We start from the raw sequence: 15,231 nt of genomic DNA on the forward strand, positions 1-15,231 counted from the left end.
TATTTTTTTTTAATTAATACATTTATAATAAGATAAAGCGGCAGGCTAAGAGTCATTCGCTAGCCTGCTGCTTTAGATATTTTAGAGTAAATCAGCACGTCCTTTTACTTCTTCCAATACAGCCTTGGCAATAGAAGAAGAAACCTGAGCGTGATGAGAGTAAGTCATTGATGAAGTTGCACGACCAGAAGTGATAGTACGTAAAGCTGTTACATAACCAAACATTTCTGCCAGCGGAACCATCGCTTTCACGATACGGGCACCAGAACGACTAGATTCCATACCTTCAACCTGTCCACGACGTTTGTTCAAGTCACCGATAACATCACCCATATTCTCTTCCGGAGTTACAACTTCCAGCTTCATGATAGGTTCCATCAAAACAGGACCTGCCTTAGCACATGCATTTTTATAAGCCTGCATTGCACAGATTTCGAATGACAACTGATCAGAGTCAACCGGATGGAATGAACCATCAACCAAAGTAACTTTCAATGAATCCAGCGGATAACCTGCCAAAACACCACTCTTCATAGCATTCGTAAAGCCTTTCTGAACAGCAGGAATAAATTCCTTAGGAATGTTACCACCTTTCACTTCGTCAACAAACTGCAAACCACCCAAAGTGAAATCTGCATCAGCCGGACCAATATTCACGATGATATCAGCAAACTTACCACGCCCACCAGATTGCTTCTTATATACTTCACGCAAATTAACTGTCTTCGTGATAGCTTCTTTGTAGTTAACCTGCGGCTTACCCTGGTTACATTCTACCTTGAACTCACGTTTCAAACGATCAATAATGATATCCAAGTGAAGCTCACCCATACCAGAAATAACCGTCTGACCTGTCTGTTCGTCTGTCTTCACAGTAAACGTCGGATCTTCTTCAGCCAATTTAGCCAAACCGTTAGACAGCTTATCCATATCCTTCTGCGTCTTAGGTTCTACAGCGATACCGATAACTGGTTCCGGGAAGTCCATAGATTCAAGTACGATCGGAGCGTTTTCATCACACAAAGTATCACCAGTGTGAATATCCTTAAAACCTACACCTGCGCCGATATCACCAGCACCGATTACTTCAACCGGATTCTGTTTGTTAGAGTGCATCTGGAACAGACGAGAAACGCGTTCTTTCTTACCAGAGCGAGAGTTGTAGATATAAGAACCTGCTTCAATTTTACCTGAATAAACACGGAAGAAAGTCAAACGACCTACATATGGGTCAGTTGCGATCTTAAATGCTAAAGCTGATGTTTTTTCATCATCACTTGGTTTACGATCTTCTTCAGCTCCAGTATTAGGATTTGTACCTATTACATTCTCTGTATCAAGCGGAGAAGGCAAAAAAGCACAAACATAGTCAAGCAATGTCTGAACACCTTTGTTCTTGAAAGAAGACCCACAAAGCATGGGGACTACGGCCATCTGAACTGTTGCATTGCGAAGAGCTCTCAACACTTCTTCTTCAGTAATAGTAGAAGGATCATCGAAATATTTCTCCATCAAAGCATCATCAAATTCAGCTACTTTTTCAAGCATCTTGTCTCTCCACTCGTTAGCTTCATCGACAAGTTCTGCCGGAATTTCCTCAACACTGTAGTCAGCACCCATTGTTTCATCGTGCCAATAAATAGCTTTCATTTTGATAAGATCAACAAGACCTTTAAAAGATTCTTCAGCACCAATAGGAACAACAATCGGACACGGATTAGCTCCAAGCACATCCTTCATCTGGCGAACTACTTCAAAGAAGTCTGCACCAGAACGGTCCATCTTATTAACATAAGCAATACGAGGAACGTTATATTTATCAGCTTGACGCCATACAGTTTCTGATTGAGGCTCAACACCACCAACAGCACAATAAGCAGCCACAGCTCCATCAAGGATACGCAATGAACGTTCTACCTCTGCAGTAAAATCAACGTGCCCCGGAGTGTCAATCAAGTTAATTTTATAAGTATCACCAGCATATTTCCATCTTGTTGTTGTAGCAGCAGATGTAATAGTGATACCACGTTCTTGCTCCTGTTCCATCCAGTCCATAGTAGCAGCACCGTCATGAACTTCACCAATTTTGTGAGTCAATCCAGTGTAGAACAGGATACGTTCAGAAGTAGTTGTTTTTCCGGCATCGATGTGAGCCATGATACCGATATTACGAGTTAAATGTAAATCATGTTTAGCCATCTTCTAATTCCTTTACTTTAAGTTTATATTTGGTTTCTTACAGTATTAGAATCTAAAATGAGCAAATGCACGGTTAGCTTCTGCCATTCTATGCATGTCTTCTTTACGTTTGTATGCACCGCCTTGTTCATTGAAGGCATCCATAATTTCAGCAGCCAACTTGTCAGCCATTGATTTACCACCTCTTTTACGAGCAAACAGAATCAGATTCTTCATTGAAATTGATTCTTTACGATCCGGACGGATTTCAGTAGGAACTTGGAAAGTAGCACCACCTACACGGCGAGACTTTACTTCCACTTGCGGAGTTACATTATCCAAAGCCTTTTTCCAGATTTCGAGAGCAGATTTTTCTTCGTTAGGAAGTTTAGCTTTCACTGTTTCCAGAGCGGCATAAAAGATTTCATAAGATGTATTTTTCTTTCCATCATACATCAAGTGGTTCACGAACTTAGAAACCTTTTGGTCATTAAACACGGGATCCGGAAGGATTACGCGTTTTTTTGGTTTTGCTTTTCTCATTTGTTTGAAAAATAATGTTTTTTGTTCTTGGTTGTCTACTTCTTGACTTCTTCAACTCTCCCTCCGGAGAATTTACTCAACCTTTAGCATTTCCAACAAACTAAAACGTAAGTTATTACTTTAATTTTAATTAGGTCTTAATCCTTATTTCTTCTTACCTTTAGCAGGAGCAGCAGCTTGTCCTGGTTTCGGACGCTTAGCACCATACTTTGAACGTCTTTGAGTACGACCAGCAACACCTGCTGTATCAAGTGTACCACGTACAATGTGATAACGCACACCCGGAAGGTCTTTTACACGACCACCACGTACCAAAACGATTGAGTGTTCCTGCAAATTGTGTCCTTCTCCCGGAATGTATGAGTTCACCTCTTTTTGGTTAGTCAAACGTACACGAGCTACTTTACGCATTGCAGAGTTCGGCTTCTTCGGAGTAGTAGTGTATACTCTCACGCAAACGCCACGTCTTTGAGGACATGAATCCAAGGCTGGAGATTTACTTTTCTCCACCAGCACTTCGCGTCCTTTTCTTACTAATTGCTGAATTGTAGGCATTTTAATTGTTTTTTGATTTATATTATTGTTATATTAATTTCGTAACTATACATTTTGGGCTGCAAAAATACGAATAATATTTGAATATTCAATGCGCTACAACTTTTTTTCTTTTTTAATGTTTTTATATCATCTTCATGCTTCGCCTTTTACACCCGCCAAGGGAGGAAGAGAAGGTTCATCTGAAGTACGAATCGGGCCGAATACCCGTTCATACTTTGCTATATTGTCTTCCAATGCCCGCAGCAAGCGTTTTGCGTGTTCCGGAGCCACAATAATGCGAGATTGCACGCCAGCCTTCGGTATGCCCGGCATTATGCGCACGAAGTCAAGGATGAATTCAGAACTAGAATGAGTAATAATAGCTAGATTTGCATAAGTTCCCTGCGCTATCTCTTCTCTCAATTCAATCTGTAATTGTCCATTGTTATTTTGTTCTTCCATATTTTATATGATTAAAAAGTTATCCTGCAAAATAACACATTTTTCCTGAGACTAATGGTAATACACACAAGTAAAAAAGAAATAAAAAAAGGAGCAATTACCCAATCTGGCAATCGCTCCTTCTCATATAGTCAATTGAATTGTATTTATTCTACTTCATTGTAGTCAAGTACTGTTTTCTTGTTAGCCAAGATACGATCGTACTCTTCTTTTGATCCAACGATGAGTTTTTCAAATTCGCGCTGACCGGTACCTGCAGGAATCAAGTGACCACAGATCACATTTTCCTTCATACCTTCCAACTTATCGATCTTACCGTTGATAGCAGCCTCATTCAAGACTTTCGTTGTTTCCTGGAAGGAAGCAGCCGACATAAAGCTTGAAGTCTGCAAAGCAGCACGTGTAATACCCTGAAGGATCTGAGTAGAGGTAGCAGCAACAGCATCACGAACCTCAACCGGTTTCAAGTCACGACGTTTCAACATACTGTTCTCATCACGCAACTTGCGGGCAGTTACAATCTGACCAGCTTGCATATTTTGAGAATCACCAGCATCCACTACGACTTTCTTACCCCAGATACGATCATTTTCTTCCATGAATTCCAGTTTGTCTACGACTTGCTGTTCGAGGAAACGAGTATCTCCCGGTTCATCAATCTGAACCTTACGCATCATCTGACGAACGATAATCTCGAAGTGCTTATCATTGATCTTCACACCCTGCAAGCGGTATACATCCTGAACTTCATTCACGATATATTCTTGTACAGCTGTAGGACCTTTAATTGCCAAGATATCTGCTGGAGTAGTAGCACCGTCAGACAACGGAGTACCTGCACGTACATAGTCATTTTCCTGTACCAGAATCTGCTTAGACAGTGCAACCAGATATTTTTTTAACCTCACCAGTCTTGGAAGTTACAATGATCTCACGGTTACCACGCTTGATCTTACCCATTGTTACCTCACCGTCGATTTCAGAAACGACAGCCGGATTTGACGGGTTACGAGCTTCAAACAATTCAGTAACACGAGGAAGACCACCCGTGATATCACCCGCTTTACCTACGGCACGCGGAATCTTCACGATTACTTCACCAGCTTTTACCTTCTGACCATTCTCGATGATTACGTGACCACCTACCGGTAAGTTATAAGTACGGATCAAATCACCGTCCTCTGTCAAAATATGAGCTGTAGGAACTTTGGTTTTATCCTTGGATTCAATAATAATAATTTCACGAAGACCTGTTGCTTCATCCGATTCAACCTTATAAGTAACGTTTTCAATTACGCCCTCAAATTCGATCTTACCGGTTGCTTCTGTAATAATAACAGCATTGAACGGGTCCCACTTAGCGATCAGTTTGCCTTTTTCTACCAAGTCGCCATCACTTACATACAGTGTTGAACCATAAGGTACGTTATGAGTAGAAAGAACAATACCGGTATTTACATCCACAAAACGTACTTCGGCCAAACGACCTACTACCACTTTTGCAGATTCACCCATCTCGTCAACGATATCTACTGTACGCAACTCTTCAAATTCAAGACGTGCATTATTTTTAGCAACGATACTGGCGTTAGCTGCAATATTTGCAGCAGTACCACCGGCGTGGAATGTACGCAATGTCAACTGTGTACCCGGCTCACCAATAGACTGAGCAGCGATTACACCGACAGCTTCACCCTTCTGAACCATGCGGCTCGTTGCCAGGTTACGTCCGTAACATTTAGCACAAACACCCTTCTTAGCTTCACAAGTCAATACCGAACGGATTTCAACACTCTCGATCGGAGACTCCTGAATTTTCTTGGCAACTTCTTCTGTGATTTCTTCACCACCGGCAACAAGCAATTCACCTGTAGTAGGATGAATAATATCATGTACGGAAACACGTCCTAAGATACGTTCGTACAGAGTAGCAATAACCTCATCGTTATTCTTAAGGTCCGTACAAACCAATCCGCGGAGTGTACCGCAGTCTTCTTCTGTAATAATCACATCATGTGATACGTCCACCAGACGACGGGTCAGATAACCGGCATCGGCAGTCTTCAAAGCGGTATCCGCCAAACCTTTACGAGCACCGTGGGTAGAGATAAAGTACTCCAACACCGAAAGTCCTTCTTTAAAGTTTGACAAAATCGGGTTCTCGATGATCTGACCACCTTCAGCACCTGCTTTCTGCGGTTTTGCCATCAAACCACGCATACCTGACAACTGACGAATCTGTTCTTTAGAACCACGAGCACCAGAGTCAAGCATCATATATACAGAGTTGAATCCCTGATCATCCGAAGAAATTGTCTTCATCAGGATATTAGACAACTCAGAGTTTACATGTGTCCAGATATCGATCACCTGGTTGTAACGTTCGTTGTTGGTAATGAAACCCATGTTATAGTTATTTACGACTTGTTCTACTTCGTCGTAACCTTTCTGTACCAACGTTTCTTTTTCCTTCGGAATGATAATATCACCCAAGTTGAATGACAAACCACCCTTGAACGCCATCTGATAACCTAAGTTCTTGATTCCGTCCAGGAAGTCGGCAGCCTTAGCCACACCACATACCTTAATTACATCACTAATAATATCACGAAGAGATTTCTTAGAGATAATTGTATTGATATAACCAGCTTCAGGCGGAACGATTTCATTAACAATCACACGTCCTACCGAAGTTTCGCGCATTACGTCTACAATGTTACCATTTTCATCAACGTCTTTCACGATAACTTTCACCGGAGCATGAATATCTACCTTACCTTCATTGTAAGCGATCAACGCCTCTTCCGGTCCGTAGAATGTCAGACCTTCACCTTTCGCACCAGCACGCAACTTAGTAATATAGTACAAACCAAGAACCATATCCTGTGCAGGCACAGTAATAGGCGCACCGTTTGCCGGATTCAAGATATTATGTGATTGAAGCATCAACATTTGTGCTTCCAGAATTGCTTCATTACTCAAAGGCAAGTGAACAGCCATCTGGTCACCGTCAAAGTCGGCATTGAATGCCGTACATGCCAACGGGTGCAACTGAATAGCTTTACCTTCGATCATCTTAGGCTGGAAAGCCTGAATACCCAGACGGTGCAATGTCGGAGCACGGTTCAACAGTACCGGATGTCCTTTCATTACATGTTCCAGAATATCCCAGATCACCGGTTCCTTGCGGTCAACGATCTTCTTGGCAGACTTAACAGTCTTAACGATACCACGTTCGATGAGCTTACGAATAATAAACGGCTTGTACAATTCGGCAGCCATCAATTTAGGAATACCGCATTCACCCATTCTCAATTCCGGACCTACGACGATTACCGAACGAGCAGAGTAGTCAACACGTTTACCCAGCAAGTTCTGACGGAAACGTCCTTGTTTACCCTTCAAGCTGTCAGACAATGACTTCAACGGGCGGTTGGCATCTGTCTTCACAGCACTTGACTTACGTGAGTTATCAAACAAAGAATCGACAGATTCCTGAAGCATACGTTTTTCATTACGCAAAATCACTTCCGGAGCCTTGATTTCAATCAGTCGTTTCAGACGGTTATTACGGATAATCACACGACGATAAAGGTCGTTCAAGTCAGATGTAGCAAAACGACCACCATCCAACGGAACCAACGGACGAAGTTCGGGTGGGATAACCGGTACGATACGTACAATCATCCATTCCGGTTTGTTGCGTCCACGTGATGCACGGAACGATTCTACTACCTGAAGACGTTTCAAAGCCTCATTCTTACGTTGCTGTGAAGCATCGTTACCTGCACGGTGACGCAATTCGTAAGACAAAGCATCCAGATCCAGACGAGCCAGCAAATCATAGATAGCTTCAGCACCCATCTTTGCAACAAACTTGTTCGGATCATTATCTTCAAGATATTGATTATCTTTTGGAAGCGTATCCAGGATATCCAGATATTCTTCTTCCGAAAGCAAATCATATTCAGCTACACCGTCTTCAGCTTTTACACCCGGCTGAATAACAACATAACGTTCGTAGTATATAATCGAATCCAGTTTCTTCGTCGGCAGTCCGAGCAAATAACCGATTTTATTAGGGAGCGAACGGAAATACCAGATGTGAGCCACCGGCACAACCAGCTGGATATGTCCCATACGTTCACGGCGTACTTTCTTTTCAGTAACTTCCACACCACAACGGTCGCAGACGATACCTTTATAACGGATACGCTTGTATTTACCGCAATGACATTCATAATCCTTGATAGGACCAAAAATGCGCTCGCAGAACAAACCATCACGTTCGGGTTTGTACGTACGGTAATTAATGGTTTCAGGCTTCAAAACTTCACCACTCGAATTCTCAAGGATTTCTTCCGGAGAAGCCAGACCAATTGAGATCTTCGAGAAATTACTTTTCGTCTTATTTTCTTTTCTAAAAGCCATACTCTATATAATTGAGATTTGATAATTGAATCATTGGAAATTGAAAAGACACGGATGTCAACAGACCGTCATCGGCTTGTTGACACCACGTATTCTTTATTATTTTATTCTAGGTTGATACTCAAACCTAATCCTCTCAACTCGTGCAACAATACGTTCAAGGATTCCGGAATACCAGGTTGCGGCATCGGTTCACCTTTCACAATTGCTTCATAAGCTTTCGAACGTCCTACCACGTCATCAGACTTGATAGTAAGGATTTCCTGCAGGATATGAGCAGCACCAAAACCTTCGAGTGCCCAAACCTCCATTTCTCCGAAACGCTGACCACCGAACTGTGCTTTACCACCAAGAGGTTGCTGAGTAATCAATGAGTACGGACCGATAGAACGAGCATGCATCTTGTCTTCAACCATGTGACCCAACTTCAACATGTAAGTCACACCCACAGTAGCTGCCTGGTCAAATTGCTCACCTGTACCACCATCACAAAGATAAGTTTTACAGTAGCGAGGCAATCCTGCCTTGTCTGTCCACTGATCCAGATCTTCCATTGTAGCACCGTCGAAAATAGGAGTTGCAAATTTCACACCCAATGTTTTTCCGGCACGTCCTAATACAGCTTCAAAAATCTGACCAATGTTCATACGAGAAGGCACACCCAACGGATTCAATACGATGTCAACCGGAGTACCATCCGACAAGAACGGCATATCTTCCTGACGAACAACGCGGGATACAATACCCTTGTTACCGTGGCGACCTGCCATCTTATCACCCACACCAATCTTACGCTTCTTAGCAATATATACTTTTGCCATCTGGATAATACCAGCTGGAAGTTCATCACCAATTGTAATAGCAAACTTCTTACGTTTCAATTCAGCATCCAGCTCTTTGTATTTCTTAATGAAATTCATCACCAGATCACGAATCATACCATTAATATGGTCATCACTAGTCCAGTTGCTTAACTGAATAGAAGTAAAGTCAAGTGAATCAAAATCAGAAGCACTGAACTTAGAACCTTTCGCAATTACTTCCGCACCCAGATAATCCTTCACACCTTGAGAAACCTTACCTTCAGTCAAAGTCATCAGTTTCTTAACCAGGATACGTTTCAGATCAGCGACCTTAGATTCAAATTCATCATCGATCTTAGGCAACAATGCTTTATCGGCCAGTTTTGAGCTACGATTCTTAATCACACGTGAGAAAAGTTTCTTATCGATCACAACACCTTTCAAAGAAGGAGAAGCTTTCAATGAAGCATCTTTCACATCACCTGCCTTATCACCAAAGATGGCACGAAGCAATTTTTCTTCCGGAGAAGGATCAGATTCACCCTTCGGTGTAATCTTACCAATCATGATATCACCCGGCTCGATACGAGCACCGATTCTTACGATACCATTTTCATCCAGGTCTTTAGTAGCTTCTTCACTTACATTCGGGATATCAGAAGTCAACTCTTCCATACCACGTTTTGTTTCACGAACTTCCAGAGAATATTCCTCTACGTGAACCGAAGTCAACAAGTCTTCGCGTACCACACGTTCGTTCAATACGATAGCATCCTCATAGTTGTAACCTTTCCAAGGCATGTAAGCAACCAACAGGTTCTTACCCAATGCCAATTCACCCTTTTCAGTAGAATAACCTTCAGTCAAGATGTCACCTTTCTTCACACGCTGGCCTCTGTCGCAAATCGGACGCAAGTCAATCGTCATGTTCTGGTTAGTCTTACGGAACTTAGGTATTCTATATTCTTTCAAAGCAGGTTCAAAACTTACGAACTCTTCGTCTTCTGTACGGTCATACAAAATACGGATAGTAGTAGCATCAACGTAGTCAACAACACCATCTCCTTCCGCAGTAATCTGCGTACGAGAGTCTCTTACCAACTGACGTTCGATACCTGTACCTACGATCGGCGCTTCACTCCTCAACAAAGGAACCGCCTGGCGCATCATGTTTGATCCCATCAATGCACGGTTAGCATCATCATGTTCCAGGAACGGAATCAATGAAGCCGCGATTGATGCAATCTGCTGAGGAGAAACGTCCATCAAATCAACCTCTGTCGGTTCAACAACCGGGAAGTCAGCATCCTGACGAGATTTAACTTTGTTACGCACAAATGTACCGTCATCATTCAACGGAGCATTTCCCTGTGCAATAACCTTTTCTTCCTCTTCTTCAGCAGTCAGATAAATCAGACCGTTATCAGAAAGATCCACTTTTCCGTTTTCCACCTTACGGTACGGAGTTTCGATGAATCCCAGATCATTAATCTTAGCAAATACACACAATGAAGAAATCAAACCGATGTTCGGACCTTCAGGAGTCTCAATCGGACAAAGACGACCATAGTGTGTGTAGTGAACGTCACGAACCTCAAATCCGGCACGTTCACGGGAAAGACCACCAGGACCAAGGGCAGACATACGACGCTTGTGCGTGATTTCAGCCAAGGGGTTTGTCTGATCCATGAACTGCGACAATGCGTTCGTTCCGAAGAATGAGTTGATTACAGAAGAGATTGTCTTCGCGTTAATCAAATCAATCGGAGTAAACACTTCATTGTCACGAACGTTCATACGTTCGCGAATCGTACGAGACATACGAGCCAGACCAACAGCAAACTGATTAGAAAGCTGCTCACCTACTGTACGTACACGACGGTTACTCAAGTGGTCAATATCATCCACATCTGCTTTTGAGTTAATCAGCTCAATCAGATATTTGATGATTTCAATGATATCTTCCTTCGTGAGGACACGCACGTCCATATCAGTCGTCAGATTCAACTTTTTATTGATTCTGTAACGACCTACATCACCAAGGTCATATCGTTTTTCAGAGAAGAACAAGTTGTTGATAACCTCCCTTGCACTTGCGTCATCAGCCGGATCGGCGTTACGCAACTGACGGTAGATATACAACACAGCTTCTTTTTCCGAGTTACTCGGGTCCTTCTGCAACGTATTATATATGATAGAGAAATCGGACTGGTTCGGTTCATCTTTATGTAAAAGGATGTTCTGAACTCCCGACTCCAAAATTTCATCAATATGCACCTCTTCCAGTACGGTTTCACGATCGATAATAACTTCGTTACGCTCGATAGAAACCACTTCACCGGTATCTTCATCAACGAAATCTTCAATCCATGTTTTCAAGACACGTGCAGCCAATTTACGACCTAGCACTTTCTTCAGATTTGTCTTGTTCACCTTCACATCTTCTGCAAGGTTGAAAATCTCAAGAATATCTTTGTCATTCTCGAAGCCAATTGCACGCAACAAAGTCGTTACCGGCAATTTCTTCTTACGGTCGATGTATGCGTACATCACATTATTGATGTCAGTAGCAAACTCAATCCACGAACCCTTAAACGGAATAATACGAGCCGAATAAAGTTTCGTACCATTGGCATGTACACTCTGACCGAAGAACACACCCGGAGAACGGTGAAGCTGTGACACAACTACGCGTTCGGCACCGTTAATGACGAAAGTAGCCTTATCAGTCATATAAGGAATCGGGCCGAGGAATACGTCCTGAATCACTGTATCAAAATCCTCATGATCGGGGTCCGTACAGTAAAGCTTAAGTTTCGCTTTTAAGGGAACACTATAAGTAAGCCCACGCTCTATACAATCATCGATGGTATAACGCGGCGGATCAATATAATAGTCCAGAAACTCAAGAACAAAATTGTTTCTTGTATCGGCAATAGGGAAGTTTTCAGCAAATACTTTATACAATCCCTCATTCTTGCGCTTTTCAGGTGGGGTATCTAATTGTAGAAAGTCTTGGAATGACTTCAATTGTACTTCCAGGAAATCCGGGTATTCGAGCGGATTCTTAGTCGAAGCAAAATTAACTCTTTGATTTACAGTATTTGAAGACATCTGTCAATGAATTTGGAGAACTTAATTTGAAATATATACACAAAAAGGTTAAGAATCCTCTTGTGAAGGATTCCTAACCGAATTACCTGATTACCAGGCCAATGTTATTTAAGTTCAACTTCAGCTCCAGCTTCTTCCAATGTTTTCTTCAATGATTCTGCTTCGTCTTTAGCCAAACCTTCTTTTACTGTGCTAGGAGCACCGTCTACCAAGTCTTTAGCTTCTTTCAAACCAAGACCACAAGCTTCCTTAACAGCCTTAACTACCTGAAGTTTAGCTGCACCAGCGCTCTTCAATACTACGTCGAAAGAAGTTTTTTCTTCTGCGGCAGCAGCACCAGCTGCAGGACCAGCAGCAACAGCTACAGCTGCAGCAGCAGGTTCAATACCGTATTCTTCTTTAAGGATAGTTGCAAGTTCATTAACTTCTTTTACTGTCAAGTTAACTAATTGTTCTGCAAAAGCTTTCAAATCTGCCATTTTTTGTATGATTTTAATGTTTAAATACTTGTTGATTTTTGAAAATTATTCGGGATGTTATTCCCAAGGCTGTGACGCCTTTTTCCATTTTTACGCTTCGGTACGTTCACCAAGAGTCTTGAGAACTCCGTGAAGGGTGTTACCACCTGATTGAAGAGCAGAAATAACATTCTTGGCCGGAGATTGCAACAGTGCAACGATATCGGCGATAACTTCATTCTTACTCTTGATTGCAACGAGAGCATCCAATTGGTCTGCACCAACATAGAAGCTTTCTTCTGCATACGCAGCTTTCAGTCCGGGAATACCGTCTTTCGCTTTGTCTTTGATTAACTTAGCAGGTACGTTTGCAGTGTTAGTAAACATAACAGCAGTAGTACCTTTCAAAGAACCGTAAAGAGGTGAGAAGTCTTCTTCCAGGCTTTCAAGTGCTTTGTGAAGCAGAGTGTTTTTAACCACCATCAATTTGATGTCTGATTTAAAGCAATCTCTTCTCAATGCGCTGGTAGCAGCAGCGTTCATCGCTGTAACGTCTACCAAGTAGAAGTGACCATATTCCTTTACTGTAGCAGCAATTTGCTCTATAATCGTACTTTTATCTTCCTTTCTCATTATTTCTCTGTTTTATTAGATTTCATCCACTGATTTCGGGTCGATTTTAATACCCGCACTCATTGTACTAGAAAGATAAATACTCTTAATATATGTACCCTTTGCTGCGGTCGGTTTCAGCTTGTTCAGAGTAGAGATGAACTCTTTCGCGTTGTCGCGAATCTGATCAGGACTGAATGATACCTTACCGATAGAAGTGTGAACGATACCGCTCTTATCAACTTTAAAGTCAATCTTACCTTGTTTTACTTCTTTTACAGCCTTAGCAACATCCATAGTTACAGTACCACTCTTAGGGTTCGGCATCAATCCACGAGGACCGAGTACACGACCGAGTGCACCAATTTTACCCATGATAGATGGCATAGTGATGATTACATCAATATCAGTCCATCCACCTTTGATCTTTTCAATATATTCGTCAAGACCAACATAGTCAGCACCAGCTTCTTTTGCAGCAGCTTCAGCATCCGGTGTACAAAGTACCAACACACGCACTTCTTTACCAGTACCATGAGGAAGTGAGACAACACCTCTCACCATCTGGTTAGCTTTACGCGGGTCAACCCCTAAACGTACATCAATATCCAGTGAAGCATCGAATTTGGAAAAAGTGATTTCTTTTACCAAAGATGCAGCTTCTTTCAGTGAGTATGCTTTCCCTGCTTCAATTTTTTCTGCAGCTAACTTTTGATTTTTTGTCAGTTTACCCATTACAATTGAAGTTTATTAGTTATTAACCGGGAACTCCCCTTTTACAGCGATACCCATACTTCTAGCTGTACCTGCAACCATTCTCATGGCAGCTTCCACAGTAAAACAGTTCAAGTCAACCATTTTGTCCTGAGCGATCGTACGAACTTGTTCCCAAGTAAGCTCGGCAACTTTCTTACGGTTAGGCTCAGCAGAACCACTCTTTACCTTAGCTACTTCAAGTAATTGAATAGCAACGGGAGGAGTCTTGATTACAAAATCGAAAGACTTATCTGCGTAGTAAGTAATGATAACAGGTAAAATTTTACCTGCTTTGTCTTGGGTTCTGGCATTGAATTGCTTGCAAAATTCCATGATATTGATACCCTTAGAACCCAAAGCAGGTCCAACGGGAGGTGATGGATTTGCAGCGCCTCCTTTAATCTGTAACTTGATTAGTCCAGCAACTTCTTTAGCCATTTTTTTATTGATTTATATATAAACATTAAACGAAGAACAACAACAGCGTAACAATTCCGTGTTATTCCTTTTCCACTTGCATAAAGCCCAATTCAAGCGGCGTTTTGCGCCCGAATATCTTTACCATGACCTTTAGTTTCTTTTTTTCGCTATTCACTTCTTCAATGATACCACTGAATCCGCTAAAAGGTCCAAAAGTAACTTTTACAGTTTCACCCACCACGTACGGAATATTGAGTTCTTCACCCGTTTCCTGCAGTTCGTCCACTGTACCAAGTATACGATTCACTTCTGATTGTCTGAGAGGCACCGGTTTTTCGGAGCCACCTAAAAAGCCTATCACATTCGGAGTGTTGCGCAAGTGATGAGCGACCTCACCAACCAAAGCAGCCTCCACCAAAACGTAACCAGGAAGATAACTTCTTTCCTTCACAATTTTTTTTCCATTGCGAACCTGGTAAACTTTTTCAGTAGGAATCAATACCTGAGATACATATTCACCAAGGTCACTGTTCTTAAGATCAGCTTCAAGATATTCCTTTACCTTAGCTTCTTTTCCACTAATAGCACGCAGAACGTACCATTTCTTTTCAATCTCAGCCATTTTCAATTCCTAATTTTTAATGTGGATAAACGATTTTTTCCATGAAGTTCTGGAAACAGACATCCATACCCCATACTACCAATGCAATAAGCAGGGAAGCATATAAAACAACTACTGCACTGTTAGCAAGTTCAGAATACGTAGGCCACGATACTTTATGTACAAGTTCGTCGTAAGATTCTTTAATATAAGCTATTACCTTTTTCATTTCAATAATATTAGCACGGGAGGAGAGGCTCGAACTCCCGACACCCGGTTTTGGAGACCGGTGCTCTACCAACTGAGCTACTCCCGT

Annotated in this window: 11 protein-coding genes, 1 tRNA gene and 1 pseudogene; all 13 read right to left on the reverse strand. The window is 42.0% G+C overall.

Annotation, left to right across the window (positions count from 1 at the left end):
- Window positions 1-81: 81 nt before the first annotated feature.
- The 13 genes and pseudogenes from fusA to HMPREF9010_RS23595 all read right to left on the reverse strand — a co-directional run bounded on the left by fusA (window position 82) and on the right by HMPREF9010_RS23595 (window position 15,231).
- The gene (gene fusA / locus HMPREF9010_RS23655) at window positions 82-2,199 is read right to left on the reverse strand and encodes an elongation factor G (RefSeq protein ID WP_008646328.1); all 2,118 of its coding nucleotides are present in this window, start codon (window positions 2,197-2,199) and stop codon (window positions 82-84) included.
- Between the two features lie 45 nt (window positions 2,200-2,244).
- The gene (gene rpsG / locus HMPREF9010_RS23650) at window positions 2,245-2,721 is read right to left on the reverse strand and encodes a 30S ribosomal protein S7 (RefSeq protein WP_004307540.1); all 477 of its coding nucleotides are present in this window, start codon (window positions 2,719-2,721) and stop codon (window positions 2,245-2,247) included.
- Window positions 2,722-2,865: 144 nt separating this feature from the next.
- Entirely contained in the window at window positions 2,866-3,276 is a 411-nt protein-coding gene (gene rpsL, locus HMPREF9010_RS23645; RefSeq protein ID WP_002558078.1) for a 30S ribosomal protein S12, read from the reverse strand.
- A 135-nt stretch (window positions 3,277-3,411) separates the two neighbouring features.
- Complete coding sequence (locus HMPREF9010_RS23640) at window positions 3,412-3,720, reverse strand: DUF3467 domain-containing protein (RefSeq protein ID WP_008646329.1); 309 nt, start codon at window positions 3,718-3,720, stop codon at window positions 3,412-3,414.
- A 146-nt stretch (window positions 3,721-3,866) separates the two neighbouring features.
- Window positions 3,867-8,151, reverse strand: a pseudogene (gene rpoC, locus HMPREF9010_RS23635) (DNA-directed RNA polymerase subunit beta').
- A 104-nt stretch (window positions 8,152-8,255) separates the two neighbouring features.
- Window positions 8,256-12,068: a DNA-directed RNA polymerase subunit beta gene (gene rpoB / locus HMPREF9010_RS23630; protein WP_004307544.1), complete on the reverse strand. Its 3,813-nt coding sequence runs from the start codon at window positions 12,066-12,068 to the stop codon at window positions 8,256-8,258.
- A 104-nt stretch (window positions 12,069-12,172) separates the two neighbouring features.
- Window positions 12,173-12,547 carry a 50S ribosomal protein L7/L12 gene (gene rplL / locus HMPREF9010_RS23625; protein ID WP_004296358.1) on the reverse strand — a complete coding sequence of 125 codons (375 nt, stop codon included), beginning with the start codon at window positions 12,545-12,547 and terminating at the stop codon, window positions 12,173-12,175.
- A gap of 90 nt (window positions 12,548-12,637) precedes the next feature.
- Window positions 12,638-13,159, reverse strand: a complete 522-nt coding sequence (rplJ, locus tag HMPREF9010_RS23620) for a 50S ribosomal protein L10 (RefSeq protein ID WP_004296359.1) — start codon at window positions 13,157-13,159, stop codon at window positions 12,638-12,640.
- A gap of 15 nt (window positions 13,160-13,174) precedes the next feature.
- Window positions 13,175-13,873 carry a 50S ribosomal protein L1 gene (gene rplA, locus HMPREF9010_RS23615; RefSeq protein ID WP_004296360.1) on the reverse strand — a complete coding sequence of 233 codons (699 nt, stop codon included), beginning with the start codon at window positions 13,871-13,873 and terminating at the stop codon, window positions 13,175-13,177.
- 15 nt (window positions 13,874-13,888) lie between these two features.
- Window positions 13,889-14,332, reverse strand: coding sequence for a 50S ribosomal protein L11 (gene rplK, locus HMPREF9010_RS23610; protein ID WP_004296361.1), 444 nt, complete (start codon window positions 14,330-14,332; stop codon window positions 13,889-13,891).
- A 61-nt stretch (window positions 14,333-14,393) separates the two neighbouring features.
- Window positions 14,394-14,936, reverse strand: coding sequence for a transcription termination/antitermination protein NusG (gene nusG, locus HMPREF9010_RS23605; RefSeq protein ID WP_004296362.1), 543 nt, complete (start codon window positions 14,934-14,936; stop codon window positions 14,394-14,396).
- A 16-nt stretch (window positions 14,937-14,952) separates the two neighbouring features.
- Window positions 14,953-15,144 carry a preprotein translocase subunit SecE gene (secE, locus tag HMPREF9010_RS23600; RefSeq protein WP_004296363.1) on the reverse strand — a complete coding sequence of 64 codons (192 nt, stop codon included), beginning with the start codon at window positions 15,142-15,144 and terminating at the stop codon, window positions 14,953-14,955.
- Window positions 15,145-15,158: 14 nt separating this feature from the next.
- Window positions 15,159-15,231 (reverse strand) — tRNA-Trp (locus HMPREF9010_RS23595).

The organism is Bacteroides sp. 3_1_23 (assembly GCF_000162555.1).
GTDB lineage: Bacteria > Bacteroidota > Bacteroidia > Bacteroidales > Bacteroidaceae > Bacteroides > Bacteroides ovatus.